General features: G+C 64.9%; 11 protein-coding genes. 9 read left to right on the top strand and 2 right to left on the bottom strand.

The window, feature by feature from the left end; all coding sequences use genetic code 11:
- Window positions 1-35: 35 nt before the first annotated feature.
- From F6X61_RS13285 to F6X61_RS13265, 5 genes are all read left to right on the top strand, one after another.
- Complete coding sequence (locus tag F6X61_RS13285) at window positions 36-1,487, top strand: heme utilization protein (RefSeq protein WP_153787005.1); 1,452 nt, start codon at window positions 36-38, stop codon at window positions 1,485-1,487.
- Between the two features lie 66 nt (window positions 1,488-1,553).
- Window positions 1,554-2,234, top strand: coding sequence for a C39 family peptidase (locus F6X61_RS13280; protein WP_153787004.1), 681 nt, complete (start codon window positions 1,554-1,556; stop codon window positions 2,232-2,234).
- 32 nt (window positions 2,235-2,266) lie between these two features.
- On the top strand, window positions 2,267-3,010 hold the full coding sequence (locus tag F6X61_RS13275) for a hypothetical protein (protein WP_153787003.1): 744 nt from the start codon (window positions 2,267-2,269) through the stop codon (window positions 3,008-3,010).
- 46 nt (window positions 3,011-3,056) lie between these two features.
- Entirely contained in the window at window positions 3,057-4,334 is a 1,278-nt protein-coding gene (locus F6X61_RS13270) for a hypothetical protein (RefSeq protein WP_153787002.1), read from the top strand.
- 136 nt (window positions 4,335-4,470) lie between these two features.
- Entirely contained in the window at window positions 4,471-6,672 is a 2,202-nt protein-coding gene (locus F6X61_RS13265; protein ID WP_153787001.1) for an LTA synthase family protein, read from the top strand.
- Between the two features lie 18 nt (window positions 6,673-6,690).
- On the opposite strand, the gene ilvA is transcribed toward F6X61_RS13265, so the two are convergent.
- The gene (gene ilvA / locus F6X61_RS13260; protein WP_153787000.1) at window positions 6,691-8,247 is read right to left on the bottom strand and encodes a threonine ammonia-lyase, biosynthetic; all 1,557 of its coding nucleotides are present in this window, start codon (window positions 8,245-8,247) and stop codon (window positions 6,691-6,693) included.
- 186 nt (window positions 8,248-8,433) lie between these two features.
- Window positions 8,434-8,871: a PACE efflux transporter gene (locus F6X61_RS13255; RefSeq protein WP_153786999.1), complete on the bottom strand. Its 438-nt coding sequence runs from the start codon at window positions 8,869-8,871 to the stop codon at window positions 8,434-8,436.
- Window positions 8,872-9,122: 251 nt separating this feature from the next.
- Between F6X61_RS13255 and wecB the strand changes: the two genes are divergently transcribed.
- From wecB to F6X61_RS13235, 4 genes are read left to right on the top strand one after another with little or no spacing between them, the layout of a single operon-like run.
- Window positions 9,123-10,277: a non-hydrolyzing UDP-N-acetylglucosamine 2-epimerase gene (gene wecB / locus F6X61_RS13250; protein ID WP_153786998.1), complete on the top strand. Its 1,155-nt coding sequence runs from the start codon at window positions 9,123-9,125 to the stop codon at window positions 10,275-10,277.
- Window positions 10,274-12,448: a cyclic di-3',5'-guanylate-activated glycosyltransferase NrfB gene (gene nrfB, locus F6X61_RS13245; RefSeq protein ID WP_153786997.1), complete on the top strand. Its 2,175-nt coding sequence runs from the start codon at window positions 10,274-10,276 to the stop codon at window positions 12,446-12,448. The genes wecB and nrfB overlap by 4 nt, the downstream gene beginning before the upstream one ends.
- On the top strand, window positions 12,445-15,447 hold the full coding sequence (locus F6X61_RS13240) for a phage receptor (RefSeq protein ID WP_153786996.1): 3,003 nt from the start codon (window positions 12,445-12,447) through the stop codon (window positions 15,445-15,447). The genes nrfB and F6X61_RS13240 overlap by 4 nt, the downstream gene beginning before the upstream one ends.
- On the top strand, window positions 15,447-16,286 hold the full coding sequence (locus F6X61_RS13235; RefSeq protein WP_153786995.1) for a DUF4434 family protein: 840 nt from the start codon (window positions 15,447-15,449) through the stop codon (window positions 16,284-16,286). Before F6X61_RS13240 ends, F6X61_RS13235 begins: the two co-directional genes overlap by 1 nt.
- Window positions 16,287-16,309 lie beyond the last annotated feature (23 nt).

Below are 16,309 nucleotides of genomic sequence, written 5' to 3'. Positions count from 1 at the left end.
GCACAACACTTAACCTAAAAAGACGGAGAAACACCATGAAACCCTCGATGGCAATCAAGCCTCTGGTTTTCGCAATTGCTGCGGTCATGGCTGTTGCTGCACAAGCGGATCAGAACGACCGGCGTGGCCACAACCACAACAAAACGGTCTACACCAGCGCCACGGCCAAAGCGACCGATGCGCAAAGAAGCACCGGTAACAAGATCATCAACGAAGGCACCGTCAACAATGCCGAGATGAGCAGCTCCGCCAGTGGCGCCAGCGGTAACGTCGGCATCAACGTGGCGGCCGGTAATGGCAACCAGCAGGACAACGCAGCGGCCATCGCCAACACCGCGTCCGACAACGACTTTGTGTTCGGCACCGCAACTGCCACCGCCAAGGTCGACCAGTACAGCAACAACAACCGCGTGTACAACTGGTCTACCCAAAACTCCGCAGTCATGAGCGGCTCGGCTGACAACACCAGCGGCAACGTGGGTATCAACGTCGCGGGCGGCGACCTGAACCAGCAGAAAAACACCATGGCCATTGCCAACAACAGTGCGCCCGTCGGCAACTCCACCGCCACTGCTTCGGCCAACCAGAATGGACCTGGCCTGACCGTCGAAAACAGAGCCGATCGCACCTACCGCGTCGATACGATAACGCTCACCACCACCAAGAGCGGTTCGTCCTCTAGCAGCGGTTCGTTCGATGCCAGCATCGACAAGAGCTCCAGCTCCAGCTATAGCGCGTCTGGCTCGCAAAGCAGCAGCGCCAGTGGCTCGCAAAGCAGCAGCTCCAGCGGCTCTAGCAGCATGACTGCCAGTGGCTCCAACAGCAGCAGCTCCAGCGGCTCCAACAGCATGAATGCCAGCGGCTCCCACAGCTCGAATGTCAACGGCACCGCCAGCAGCGACCACAGCTCGACCTCGAGCGCTTCGGTGACTGCTTCGCTGGATGCCAGCGCTGCGGGCAGTGCCTCGCAGTCGCAAACCTTCGGCAACCGCACCCGCTCCAGCAGTGGTGAGTTCGATGCTTCGCTGACCGCCTCGCTCGACGCATCGATCGACAAGTCGCACAGCTCGTCCAGCGACTCGGCGTTCGACAAGACTCGCAACTCGTCGTTCGAGAAGGCGTATGACTCTTCGTATGATCGCAACCATGACTCGTCGTATGACAAGTCTCGCAACAACGCATACGAGAAGGCACACGAATCGGCCTGGGAAAAAGCCAACGCTTCGGCCTACGAGAAATCCGGCGAGAAAGCTTCGCAATCGTCGGACAGCATCTCGAAGAGCTGGAGCGAAGCTAGCGAGTACTCGCTGAGCAACACTGTGTCCTTCCAAGTGCTGACCCCGACCGGCTGGGCCAACCCTGTAACCAACAACGCCACCATGAGTGGTTCGTTGAACGGTGGCAGCGGCAACCTGGGCGTCAACGTGGCCGCCGGTGTGGGCAACCAGCAAAGCAACTCGCTGGCCATCTCCAACACCTCGTTCTGATCGCTGTAGCCAGGAGGCCCCCTTCGGGGGGCCTTCCTTCGAACTGGACCGATGGGGGCATCGAACATGCGAATTTTCGCCTTGGCGTTACTGCTGTGCCTGGCCAGTGTGATCGAAGCCGCCCAGATGCCGTTGTCCGTCCTGCCGGGTGGCGCGGTCATCTACAAACCGATCCAGAGCATTCGCGAACGCAAGTTCGCCGACCTTGTGCAGCAGAAAACCGACTTCAGTTGCGGCGCCGCGTCGCTGGCAACCATCCTGCGCCAGGCCTACTGGCTGGACGTGGATGAGCAACATGTGATCGAGGGCATGCTGGCCAATGCCGACCAGGACCTGGTCCGCACCCAGGGCTTCTCGATGCTCGACATGAAACGCTACGTGGAAAGCCTGGGCATGCGCGCCCGTGGCTATCGGGTAGCGCCAGAGTCCCTGCATGACATCCGCATCCCGGTAGTGGTGCTGATGGATATCCGTGGCTACAAGCATTTCGTGGTCATGCAGCGGGTCGACAGGGGCTGGGTCTACATCGGCGACCCGGTGCTGGGCCACAAACGCTTCAAGATCGACGATTTCGTCAAGGGCTGGAACGGCATCATCTTCGCCGTCATCGGCCAAGGCTACGACAAGGGCAATGCGCTGCTCGAGCCACCCCTTCCGCTCAGCGCCAAGAACCGCGTCAACCAATTCACCCCGGTCAAGGACGCAGAGTTGCTGGATTTCGGTTTCATCAGAAGCGACTTCTTCTAACGAATCGGGCATGACGCCCTGGGGAACCTCCCATGAAGACTCCGATCTGGCTGATTGCGGCCTGCCTGGCCGCAAGCCTGCCAACCCAGGCAGAAACGTTCAAACCCATCGAGCTCAAGGACCAGGAACTGGCGAATCTACGCGGGCGTTACGTGATGCCGGGGCGGATCGTCAGTTTCGGCATCGTCATGTCCAGCACCTGGCAGAACGCCAACGGTGAAGTGATCGGCGCCACCTCCTCGATGCAGATTCAACAATCGACTATCAAGCCACAGTTCTATGTGTCGATCATCAATGAAAAAGGCAGCGGCTCGTCGCAGACCCAAAGCGCCGGTACCGGTACCGTCACCGGGGGTGCTGGCCTCAACAGCACCCAAGGGGTCACCCAAGTGGTACGCGCGGCGGGCGACTACAACAGTGCCTACAACGATGTCCAGATCACCGTTGTGAAGGGCAACCAGCCACTGGCTGACCAAGCGCAAGGCCAGGCGCTGGCTGCAGGCTCGACCCTGACCGGAGCCAACGGTGCAGGTTCGCTGAGTGTCTCTTCGGCCGGCAATGGCGTGCAGATGAACATCATCGCCGGCAACAACCAGGGCAATACCCTGCAGCGCCTGGGCCAGGGTGGGCTGATGCAGAGCACCACCCTGCTCGGCTCCAGCAACCAGGTGCGCAACATCACCTCGCTCAATGTGGTGCTGCGCGACAACGCCGCGGCAGGGCCGATGAACGCCAACCTGGACCAACTCAAAGGCCTTCGCAATCTCGGATACTGATCTACGCTCAGTCTCATCGTTTGCAGTCAGAAGGGACGGCTAATCCATGCATCGTTTGTTGACGTTCAGAACTATCGTCTGTTTGAGTACCTTGGCCCCGGCCACCTTGATGGCAGCATCGGACCCACAGGTCGAAGCACTGAAACAGGAGCTGGTCCAACTGAAGCAACGCTATGAAGCGCAACAAAATGCCCTGATGGTGCTGGAACAACGCCTGAGGCAAGTCGAGGAAGCCCCGCCAGCACCTGCCCCAAAACGCCTGGTCAAGTCGCCCGCCGAAGGGGTCAAGGGTTCCAATACCGTGGCCACTGGCGCACCAGGCACGACCGGAAGCTCCTACGGTCAGTCGCTGCAGGACGACTCCCAGCCCGCGCAAAGCGTCTCCAACCTGTACGACGAAGCCAGTGGCTTCTTTGGTGGCGGCAAGTTCAGCGTCGAAACCGGCCTGACCTACACCCACTACGACACCCGTGCGCTGACCCTCAACGGCTTTCTGGCGCTGGACGCGATTTTCCTTGGCAACATCAACATCGACCGTGTCAAGGCTGACAACTGGACCCTGGACCTGACCGCACGCTACAACGTCGACCAGCGCTGGCAGTTCGACATCAACGCGCCCATCGTGTATCGCGAATCCACCTATTCCTCCGGGGGCGCGGGGGGGGCCGCCGCGGCGAACTCCGAAGGCACCGTCACTCGCGACCCCACCCTTGGCGACGTCAACGTCGGGGTGGCCTACAAGTTCATCGACGAGTCGGAGAACTGGCCTGACGCGGTCGCCACGCTGCGCATCAAGGCACCGACCGGCAAGGACCCTTACGGGATCAAACTCCGGCAGGACCCAGGCAACGACAACCTGGCGATCCCCGAAGACCTGCCGACCGGCAATGGCGTGTGGTCGATCACCCCGGGTATCTCGCTGGTCAAGACCTTCGACCCGGCCGTGCTGTTCGGCAGCCTGTCCTACACCTATAACGTGCAGGATTCGTTCAGCGACATCAGCCCCCAGGCCAACACCAAGGTCAAGGGTGACGTGAAGCTCGGCGACTCCTGGCAAATCGGCGGCGGTATCGCCTTCGCCCTGAACGAGCGGATGAGCATGTCGTTCTCGGTCACCGACCAGTTCGCTCGCAAAAGCAAGATCAGGCCCGACGGTGGCGACTGGCAGTCGATCTCCAACAGCGACTACAACGCAGCCAACTTCAACGTCGGCCTGACCTTCGCCGCCACCGACAACCTGACCATCGTGCCGAACCTGGCCATTGGCCTGACCGAAGATGCGCCGGACTTCTCGTTCAGCCTGAAATTCCCGTACTACTTCTGAACTTGCCAGCAGAACAGGGCTCGCGTGACGAGCCCACGTTTTGGTAACCAGCCTTGTCCTAAGGCACTTTCATACCTCCGGCCTGATATCATCGCGCACATTTGTGTGACAGTTTCATGGCAAGAGGAATGCTTACGTGAGAAACCTGCTCGGCCACCCCCGCGCCCGGTTGTTTGCCCTGGTGACACTGGTGCTGGTCATCCCCCTGGTGGTGCGTGCCCTGCTGGGCTGGTCCGACCCCCTGGGCTACCTTTCGGACCTGGCCATCGGCAGCCTGCTGGTGATGTTGCTGCGACGCTGGCCAAGCTGGCTGGCCCTGCCCGTACTGCTGGCCTGGGGCGCCTTGCTGATCGCTTCGGCCGAGCTGGTCAGCGCGGTCGGCCGCCTGCCCAACCAGACCGACCTGCACTACCTGTTCGACCCGCAGTTCATGGAGAACTCCACCGGCGGCGCCCTCGCCCACCCCTGGCTACCCTGGCTGCTGGGCAGTGCCTTGCTGGTGCTGCTGGCCAGCAGCTGGTTCAGCCGTGGAAAGCGCAGCCAACCACTGCCACGCGCAGCCTGGGCGCTGCCCGTGGTGCTGCTGGCAAGCCACTGGGGCAGCGAGCAGCTGTTCCCCTCCGACGCCGATCAATGGCGCCAGTACAACCTGCCGCACCAACTGCTTTCGGCCGCCACTGGCAACCTGCAGCAGCGCGCACGGGTACTGGCCATGGGCGAAACCCCGGTGACACCACTGCCCAGCGCCGGGCTGACCCAGGCCGACCTCAACGGCCAGAGGCTGCTGGCCGGCCCTGGCAGCGCTCGCAATCTGCTGGTCATCACCCTGGAAGGCATCCCCGGCGCCTACATTCGCGCCAACCGTGAAGCCATCGGCAGCCACTTCGACCAGGACCTGATGCCCAACCTCAGCCGCTGGGCAGAGCGCGGCATGAACACGCCGGACTACGTGCTGCACACCCACCAGACCATTCGCGGCCTGTACGCCATGCTCTGCGGCGACTACGACAAGCTGGCCAACGGCACGCCCAAGGGCGTCGAGCTGCTGACCCAGGACCTGCGCAACCAGGCCTGCCTGCCGGCGCAACTGCGCCAGGCCGGGTTCTCCACCCACTACCTGCAGGGCGCCGGGCTGCGTTTCATGGCCAAGGACCGGATCATGCCGCACATCGGCTTCGACGCGGTGCATGGCCTGGAATGGTTCAACAACGACAACTACCTGGAATTCCCCTGGGGCAAGGACGACCGCGCCTTCTTCGAAGGGGCCCTGGGTTATGTCGGCGAGCTGCGCAAGCAACGCCAACCCTGGATGCTCACCCTGCTCACCGTCGGCACCCACCAGCCCTATTCGGCGCCAGAGGACTACCTGCAACGCTACGACACCGCCAAGCAGGCCGCCGTTGCCTACCTCGACGATGCCCTGGGCAGCTTCCTCGACAACCTGGAACGCCAGGGTGTGCTCAAGGACACCCTGGTGGTGATCACCTCGGACGAGTCCCACGGCATCGATGGCGTGCGCCTGGCGTCATCCTGGGGCTTCAACCTGACCCTCGCCCCCGAGCAGGCCCAGCTGCCACGGCTCAAGCGCGGCACTTACGGCCATATCGACCTGGCCACCTCGCTGCTCGACTACTATGCCCTGCCGATCCCCGCGGCCCTGGCCGGGCGCTCGCTGTACCGCGACTACGACACCGGGCGCGAGATGATCGCCTACACCAACGGCGTGCTGCGTTACCACGATGGCCAGGGCACCCTCAGCGAGTGCGACTTCCAGCAACGCTGCCGGCGTTACGCCAGCACAGGCTTCATCGCCGAGCAGGCCAAATTCCTTGGCCGTGGCGAGGACAGCCTCGGACCGCAGATCAACCTGCTGGCAACCACCCTCGACCAGTCGCTGCTGCAAACCCCGCTCAACCTGCGCTACCAGTTCGGCGGGCCGGCGCCCATCGCCCTGCATGAGCGCATCCGCGACGACTGGGCCGACAACCTGATCGGCGCCCAATACCTGGAGATGCCCGAGGGTTCGCGCACCAAGGTGCGCATCAAGGTCCGCGCGCTCGACCCGCAGCACGACGCCTATATCCGCCTCAAGGCCAAGGAAAGCGAGCAGGACGTGCAGCTGGGCCTGCCCGAAGAGGTGCTGGTGACCGCTGGCCAGCCGCTGGAGATGGAGTTCGACTTCGACAACCCGACGCAGCGCAAGGCGTTTTCCTTCCACTTGCTGGGCTACGGCGGCGGTGAAGTCGAAGTCAGCGACTTCAGTGTCATCACCGCCCTGCCGGGCGAGGAAGAGCCTGCGGACGAACTGGTCGAAGGGCATATCGCCCATTCCAGCTGAGCTGCAACCGCTTGGGCCTTACCCCAGGAACAGGCGGTATGCCGGGTTGTCGGTCTCGTCCCAATAGCGGTAGCCCATCGCGTCGAGCGCCGCCGGCAACCCCTGCAACTCGTCATCCGGCACCTCCAGCGCGGCAAACACCCGCGCTTCGGCCGCGCCGTGGTTGCGGTAATGGAACAGGCTGATGTTCCAGCGCTTGCCCAGGCGCTCGAGGAAGCCCAGCAACGCACCCGGCCGCTCGGGGAACTCGAAGCGCAGCACCTTCTCGTTCACCCCTGGCGCGGCATGCCCACCCACGGTGTGGCGCACATGCAGCTTGGCCAGTTCGTTGTCGGTCAGGTCGAGCACCTGATACCCCTGCCCGGCCAGGCTCGCCAGCAGTTGCTCGCGCGGGTCGTGCTGCGGGTGGGTCTGTACGCCAACGAACAGCCGCGCCTCCTTGCCTGGGTAATAGCGGTAGTTGAACTCGGTGATCTGGCGCTTGCCCAGGGCCTGGCAGAACGCCCGGAAACTGCCGGGCTGCTCAGGGATGGTCACGGCAATCACCGCCTCGCGCTGCTCACCCAGCTCGGCACGCTCGGCCACATGGCGCAGGCGGTCGAAATTGACGTTGGCACCCGAGTCGATGGCCACCAGCACTTGCCCCTGCAGCCCTTCGCGGGCCACGTATTTCTTGATCCCGGCCACCGCCAGGGCACCGGAGGGCTCGGTGATCGAGCGGGTATCGTCGTAGATGTCCTTGATAGCCGCGCACAGCTCATCGTTGCCGACCGTCACCACCTCGTCGACGAAGTGCCGGCACAGCTCGAAGCAGTGGGCACCGATCTGCGCCACCGCGACGCCGTCGGCAAAAGTCCCCACCTGCGGCAGGATCACCCGCTCACCAGCGGCCAGGGCGGCCTGCAGGCAGTTGGAGTCGGCCGGTTCCACGCCGATCACCTTCACCTCCGGGCGCAGGTACTTCACATAGGCGGCAATGCCGGCGATCAGCCCGCCGCCGCCCACCGGCACGAAGATCGCGTGCAACGGGCCAGGGTGCTGGCGCAGGATCTCCATGGCCACGGTGCCTTGGCCGGCGATCACGTCGGGGTCGTCGAACGGCGGCACGAAGGTCGCGCCGTCCTGGTCGGCCAGAGCCAGCGCATGGGCCAGTGCATGGGGGAAGCTCTCGCCGTGGAGCACCACATGGCCGCCACGCGAGCGCACGCCTTCGACCTTCAGCGAAGGCGTGGTGGTGGGCATGACGATGGTGGCCTTGATACCCAGGTGCGAGGCCGCCATGGCCACACCCTGGGCGTGGTTGCCCGCTGACGCGGTGATCACCCCGCGTGCGCGCTGGGCGTCGCTCAGGCGTGACAGGCGGGTGTAGGCGCCGCGGATCTTGAACGAGAACGTCGGCTGCAGGTCCTCACGCTTGAGCAGCACCGGGTTGCCAAGCGCCGCCGACAGCGCAGGAGCCGGTTGCAGCGGGGTTTCGATGGCCAGGTCGTACACCGGCGCGCCAAGAATGCGGCGCACCTGCTCGGACAGCAGTTGCTGGGGCGTGGTACGGGGGCTGACGCTCAGATTGGTCATCGATGACTCCTGGTCTTGTTGATGTTGCCCAGGAGTCAGAGAGAAGAAACCCGCCTCCAGGGCGGGTTCGGTGCACGTACGCGCTAGCCCGCCAATCCGATAATGGCGGTAATAATAATGTTCGCGGTGCGCAGGTGCGGGAATGTGTTCATGGGTCGGGAACTTATCCTGCGCAGTTCTGGCAAGTCAACACCCTTTCGCGGCGTCCTGTGCCGATAGCGGTACATCGAACACCTTGTCGAAGCCCCACTGGAAGACAAAGGCATACACAAAGAAGAAGGCGAACAACGCCAGGTTGGTGATCAGCGCCGCCCACAGGCTGATACCCAGCCAGTAGGCCACCAGCGGCAGCAGGATCAGAACCAGCCCGCCCTCGAAACCCAGGGCATGCAACAGCCGGCGCAGGAAGGTGCGGCTGCGCTGGGGCTGGCGCGCTTCCCAGCGCTCGAAGGCCCAGTTGAAGGCCATGTTCCAGCTCATGGCGATCGCCGACATGAGCATCGACAACACCGCCGATTCGGCCATGCCGGCGCCGAACGCCAGCTCCAGCGCCGGTGCCACGCAGGCCACCGCGATGGCCTCGTAGAGGATGGCCTGGACGATCTTGCGGGCCTTGCCTTGCATGTGCCGCTCCCGAAAACAAAGAGCTACAACATAACAAAATCTGGCCTCCTTGAAAAAGCCTGCAATAAATTTTGAACCCTCGCCGGCACGCACAACTCCACAAGTTGCCGTGCAAACCCATGGCATTGACCTGGACCGCTTGCGCCCACTCCCCCATTGGACAACCACGCCTCCGACTGCTTGTATCAATCATTCGCGAGGAGCGCTTTGTCCTACAACTTCGTCCAGGGAATCGAACGAGGAGTTAGACCATGGCCTACACCGTCATGATGGTATTCGGTACCCGCCCTGAAGCAATCAAGATGGCCCCACTGGCCCGGGTGCTGCGCAACTGGCCCGAAGTCGACCTGCATATCTGCTCCACCGGCCAGCACCGCGAGATGCTCGAACAAGTGCTCACCGCCTTCGGCCTGCGGGTCGACCAGGACCTCAAGGTGATGACCCAGAACCAGACCCTCAACGGCCTGGCCCGCGACCTGCTGGACAAGCTCGACCGGGCCTACGAGCAGACCAGGCCCGACATCGTGCTGGTGCACGGCGACACCACCACCAGTTTCATCGCCTCCCTGGCCGCCTTCCACCGGCACATCCCGATCGGCCACGTCGAGGCCGGCCTGCGCACCGGCAACCTGCAGCAACCCTGGCCCGAGGAAGCCAACCGGCGCCTGACCGGGGTGCTCGCCGACCTGCACTTCACCCCCACCCGCGACTCCGACGCCAACCTGATCCGTGAGGGCGTGCCGCCCGAGCACATCGAGGTCACCGGCAACACGGTGATCGACGCCCTGCTGTGGATGCGCGACAAACTGCAGCGCGAAAACTGGCGGCCCGCCGCCGAGTCGCCGCTGAACGTGCTGCGCGATGACCAGCGCATGGTGCTGATCACCGGCCATCGTCGGGAAAACTTCGGCAGCGGTTTCGAGCGCATCTGCCTGGCCCTGGCCGAGCTCGCCCTGCGCTACCCGGACGTACAGTTCCTCTACCCGGTGCACCTCAACCCGCAGGTGCAGCATGCCGTGTACAGCGTGCTGTCCGGCCGCGACAACATCCACCTGGTCGCCCCCCAGGACTATCCGCACTTCGTCTGGCTGATGAACCGTGCCCACCTGATCCTCACCGACTCCGGCGGTGTGCAGGAAGAGGCCCCCGCCCTGGGCAAGCCAGTGCTGGTCCTGCGCAAGGTCACCGAGCGCCCCGCCGTGCTCAAGGGCGGCACGGTGAAGCTGGTTGGCACCCTGACCGAACGCATCGTCCACGAAACCAGCCAACTGCTCGACGACCCCGACGCCTACGCGCGCATGGCCCGGGTCTACACCCCGTTCGGTGACGGCCATGCCAGCGAGCGCATCGCCGAGCGCCTGAGCCGCTGGTTCGCCGAACAACATGCCGCACGGGCCAACGCATGAGCCTGGCCTTCGTCGACTTCCTCACCTACGTACTGTTCGGCCTGAAGATCGTTGCCATCATCCTGGCCTCGCTGATGTTCCTGCTCGGCCTGGACGACCTGTTCATCGACCTGTGCTACTGGGGCCGTACGCTGATCCGGCGCTTTCGCATCTACGACAAGCACGACAAGGCCGACGAGAAACGCCTGTTCGAGGTGCCGGAAAAACCCCTGGCGATCATGGTCCCGGCCTGGAACGAAGTCGGCGTGGTCGGCGAGATGGCCCGCCTGGCGGCGTCGACCATCGACTACGAGAACTACCAGATCTTCGTCGGCACCTACCCCAACGACCCGCAAACCCAGGCCGACGTCGATGCCGTGTGCCTGCACTACCCCAACGTGCACAAGGTGGTCTGCGCCCGCCCCGGCCCCACCAGCAAGGCCGACTGCCTGAACAACATCATCGACGCCATCCTGCGCTTCCAGCAGGACGCACGCATCGAGTTCGCCGGCTTCATCCTGCATGACGCCGAAGACGTCATCTCGCCCATGGAACTGCGCCTGTTCAACTACCTGCTGCCGAACAAGGACATGATCCAGATCCCGGTGTACCCCTACGCCCCGGAATGGAAAGGCTTCACCGCCGGGCACTATGTCGACGAGTTCGCCGAAAACCACGGCAAGGACGTGATCGTGCGCGAGGCGCTCACCGGCCAGGTGCCCAGCGCCGGCGTGGGTACCTGCTTCAGCCGCCGGGCGATCAGCGCCCTGCTCGAGGACGGCGACGGCATCGCCTTCGACGTGCAATCGCTGACCGAGGACTACGACATCGGTTTCAGGCTCAAGCAAAAGGGCATGAAGTGCATCTTCGCCCGCTACTCCATCACCGACCCGGCCCTGGCCCTCAAACAGGAGTGGCGCCCCGGCATGAGCCGCGCGTTCGCCCAGGTGATCTGCGTGCGCGAGCACTTCCCCCGCGACTGGCAGCACGCCATCCGGCAGAAGTCGCGGTGGATCGTCGGCATCGTGTTCCAGGGCACCAGCAACCTCGGCTGGAGCCGCACCGGCGCACTCAACTACTTCCTCTGGCGCGATCGCCGTGGCCTGTTCGCCTACCTGCTGAGTTTCCTGGTCAACCTGTTGCTGCTGGTACTGCTGGCCATGTGGCTGGTCACGGTGATCGCGCCGGAGTCGTGGCGTTTCATGTCGATCCTCAGCGACAGCAAGCTGCTCAGCCTGCTGCTTTGGCTCAATGGCCTGCTGCTGGTCAACCGGCTGTTCCAGCGGTTCTGGTTCGTCACCCGCTACTACGGCATCTTCGAGGGGCTGCTGTCGGCGCCGCGCATGATGTGGAGCAACTTCGTCAATTTCTTCGCCAACCTGCGCGCCCTGCGCCAGGTGATGGAGATGGGCGACTCACGACGGGTGGCCTGGGACAAGACCACCCATGAGTTCCCTGCCCTCGCCACCCCGGCGCGCACGCCACTCGGGCATCGCCTGATGGAAAAGGGCCTGATCACCGAACAGCAGTTGGAGCAGGCGATTACCAGCCCGGTGCGCCGGCGCCTGGGCCGTGAGCTGTTGTTGCGCGGCTGGCTGACCAGCGAACAGTTGGTCCAGACCCTGGCCGAGCAGCTCGACCTGCCGTGGGCGCCCCTCAACCCCTTCAAGATCGAGCGGCAACTGATCGACAAGCTGCCGCGCAAGCTCGCCACCCACTACGGCGTGTTACCGGTGGAGGAAGACGGCGACACCCTGGTGCTGGCCAGCGAAAGCCCGGTCAGCCAGGTCTCGCTGGGGGTGATCAGCCGCCAGCTCAAGCGCCCGGTGCGTGCCCGCCTGGCCCCCCAGGGCCGGGTCACGCTCGGCCTGCGCTACCACTACCCGAGCCCCTGGCAGCAGCCCGAGACCCGGCAGATGCTCAAGGTGCTGGAGCGCCACCAGGACGATGCCGAGCTGATGGAAAACGTCTGCACCCACCAGGTCATGCTCGGCACCCTGCTGCAAGTACGCGGCATGGTCCCGACCACCCTGTTCAACCAGGCACTGATCGACTTCGATCCCGAACGGCAGAGCCTTGGCGAACATTTGATCGAACGCGGGATCATCACCGAGGCCGTGTTGCAGCAGGCGCTCGACGAACAGGCCAGCGAGCAGCAGGCCGCCTATGAACTGACCCGGGAGGTGGCATGACGCCGCGCTTTTCCCTGAGTATGGCCAGCCTGATGCTGTGCACTTGCGCCCTGGCCGCGCCAACGGCGCCGATGAGCGACTTCCAGCGGTTCACCAGCTACCCGTTCATGGAACGTGGCTACCGTGAGGCGCAACGGGACAACTGGGCCGAGGTCGAGCGGCTGACCCGCCACGTGCTCAAGCGCGTGCCGAACAACAACGAAGCCCGCGCCCTGCTCGCCGAAGCCCTTGCCCACCAACGCCGCTACAAGGAGGCCGAGGCCATCGCCGATGACCTCGACGACAACCCGGAACATGCCAACGCTCTGCTGGAGCTGCGCCTGACCTGGATCGAACAGGACCCACCACCCGCCAGCCAGGTGGAAGGCTGGCTGGCCAGCAGCGACGTCAACCAGCGCATCCGCCTGTGGCAGGCCTACAGCCTGAGCCTGGCCAAGTTCGGTGGCGCACGCCGCGCCCTGGACTGGCTCAACCAGTTGCCGCCACGGGACGACGGCAAAGTGCTGCGCCTGGCCCGGGGCACGTTCGCCGAACAGTTGCGCAACTGGGGCGAAACCATCGAGCAGTTGCAACCCTTGGCCGCCAAGGGTCAGTTACCACCGGCAGACTGGCAGCGCCTGGCCAACGCCTATATCCAGCAGGTCGACGAACAGGGCCTGACCGCCCTGCTGGCCAGCGCCCCGTCACCCCAGGCCGCCACCCAGGCGCGCCTGGCCATGGCCGAACGGGCCATCGCCATGGGCCACAACCGGCAGGCCCAGCGCTGGTTGCAGAGCCTGCCCGCCGAACAATTGCAGCAGCCTGAACAGCGCCAGCAATTGTGGGAGCTGGCCCGCGCAGGCAACGACGCCGCACTGGTGCGCAGCCTGAGCAACCAATTGCAGCGCCCGTGCCTGGAGACCGTCGATTGGCTGTCGCGCAAAGACCCGGCGCTGGCCCGCGAGCAATTAGGCCAATGCCAGGCCAACGACAATCAACGCGCTTACGCCATCCTCAAGCAGCGCCTGTACGGCGACCCGCCTCGCCCACCGCAGCCACACACGCCTGCGCAATGGGAGCAGCGTTACCGCCAGACCGGCGACCTTGCCGCGCTGGAGCAAGCCAGTTTCATGTGGCTGCAACAAGGCCAGGCCGAACGCGCCCGGCAACTGCTCGAGCAGGCCTACGACCGCCGTCAGGGCCGCCTCACGCCCTCGCTGCTGCAACGCCTGGGCAACCTCTACGCCCGCAACGACGGCCCGCTGAACAGCCAGCGCATGCTTGCCCTGGTGCCGCGTGTGGATGCCGCCACCCGCGCGCAACTGCTCGGCCGCCTGGCCGAGAACGGCCACTGCGATGCCGTGCGCCGGGCGGTCCCGGCCAACCCGAGCGAGGCAGGCCAGTACCGCGCCCTGGGCCGCTGTGCCATGCCCGATCGGCCCGGCGAAGCGGTGGTCTACTACCAGGCCGCCGAGCGCCTGGGCGACACCGGCAGCCGGCTGCCCCTGGCCTACGCCCTGGAGGCCTCGGGGGATTCCCAGGCGGCCCTGGCGATCTGGAACAGCCTGCCGGCCAGTGCCTGGACCGACAACGCCCGCCTCACCGCCGCCCGCGGTGCCTTGAATGCCGGCGACGTCAACGCCGCACGCCGCCATTGGGACGCCGCAGCGCACAACAGCGCCGACGACTGGGCACTGGGTGCAGCCATCGCCCAGCGCCAGGGCGATACCACGCAGGCGCTGGCGTACCAACGCGAAGCCCTGCGCCATGCGCCGCGCGCCGACCACTACTATGCCGCCGCCGGCACCGCTCAGCAGGCCGGCGATAGCGCCCAGAGCACCGCATGGCTCGCCGAAGCGGTGCGCCTGGCACCCAACCAGCCTCGCTACCGCGCCGACTACGGCATGCGCCTGGCCGGCTCGCCCGACCCGCAGCAGCGCCGCCAGTCGATTCCTTACCTGGAGCAGGCCACCCGCGACTTCCCCGAGGACTACCGCCTCGGCGAAACCCTGGCCCTGCGCTACGACGAAGCCGAAAACAGCGCCGCCGCCCGCCGCGAGCTGCGTCGGGTACTGGACGTGGAGCAGAGCCTGGTCGACGGCGACGACGAGTTCGGCAGCCTGGAGGCACGCAAATACCGCCAGCGCCGCGCCCACGAGACCCTGTCACGGCGTGACAGCATCACCCTGGCCAGCACTTGGTCGCCGGCCGGCACCTCGACCAACGACAAGTTCCTCGATACCGGCGAGCGCAGCGGCAGCTCGCGCCGTGCCCAATCGCAGAACGTCCAGCTGGCCATGTGGGACCACGCCCTGGGCGAAGAGCCCAGCCGCAACGGCAGCACGCTGTCGGTGTATGGCCGGGTGATGTTCGGCGGCCAGAGCCGCACTGACTACGCGCAAAGCATGGGCACCGGCGTGGGCCTGCGCTACAAGCCGCTGGGCCAGGCCAATCTCAACCTGTACGCCGAGCTGTACCACCAACGCCAGATCGACAACGACCACTACAGCGGCCTGAGCCTGGGCGAGCTGCTCAGCCCGGCCAAGGTCGGCGGCAACTGGGGCGACCTGCGTCACCACGCCGAATCGAGCAACGACCTGCTGCTGCGGGCCACGGCGTCGCTCCTCGACCAGGGCCGCTACCGCAACGACTGGCGCATCGACGAGGACGACTGGGACGAGCGCTTCCTCTACCTCGACGCTGCCTGGTGGACCCGCGCCGGCGACCATGCCTGGCTGTCGCGCTTCCAGCAAGGGCATGCCTGGAAGCTGCGCGGTGACTCGCCGCAGACGATCATGCCCTACGGCTTCCTCGAGTTTTCCAGCCAGGACCCAAGCAACGACTGGCGCCAGGATGCCCGCACGGGCGTGGGCGTGCGCTGGCAGTGGTGGTTCGACGACGACCGTTACAACGCCTATCGCGGCTCCCTCAAGGTGCGTGCCGAGTACCAGCAGTCGCTGGGCGGCAACCTCTACGAGCGGGCCAACGGTGTACTGCTGGGTGTGGAGATGAACTTCTGATGCGTACGCTGATGCTGGCTTGCCTGCTTGCCCTGTGCCTGCCCGCGCAGGCCGACCAGCGCCTGTTCTACCAGCCGCTCAACCGCGATGCCACGGTCACCCCAGCCCAATGGCAGCAGCTATGGCACGCCACCGTGGCCCAAGGCGGCAAGACCTTGATCGTGCAGTGGAGCGCCTATGGCGACAGCGATTTCGGCGGCAGCGACGGCTGGCTCGCCGCCAGCCTGCGTGAAGCCCGTGCCCAAGGGCTGGAGCTGGTGCTGGGGCTGTACATGGACCCGGCCTACTACCAGCGGCTGGAGCAACTGGATGGTGAAGGCCTGAACAACTACTTCAAGGCTCAGCTGGGCCGCTCGCTGAGCCACTATCAGCACCTGCGCGACAGCTGGCAACTGCCGGTAGCCGGCTGGTACCTGCCCATGGAACTGGACGATCTGCACTTTCGCGACCCCGAGCGTCGGCAAGCGCTGCAAACACAACTTCAGGCTTTCAACCGCCAACTGGACAAGCCGCTGCATATCAGTACGTTCAGCGCCGGGCAGCTCTCGCCAGGGGTCAACGGCGCTTGGCTCGACGAGCTCGCCAGCCTTGGGCTGAGTGTCTGGTGGCAGGACGGCGTCGGTACCGGGCGTTTGCCACCACTGGTGCGCCAGGCTTACGAACAGGCGCTGCCGTGCCGGGTGGGGATCGTTCGCGAAGCCTTTCGCCAGGTCAGTGCGCCAGGGCAAGCGTTTCGCGCCGAGCCCGCGCAGCCGATGTTGACCGGGGGATGCCATACCGAAGCGGTGTTTGCCTTGCGTTACCGGCCTTGGGCAAAAGGTGTGCTGTCGCAAGATTGAACCCTGCCATTTGGAGTGAGTGC

The organism is Pseudomonas sp. EMN2 (genome assembly GCF_009650555.1).
Lineage (GTDB): Bacteria > Pseudomonadota > Gammaproteobacteria > Pseudomonadales > Pseudomonadaceae > Aquipseudomonas > Aquipseudomonas sichuanensis.
Note: the sequence above shows the minus strand (reverse complement) of the source record. Positions and strands in the feature narration are given on the sequence as shown.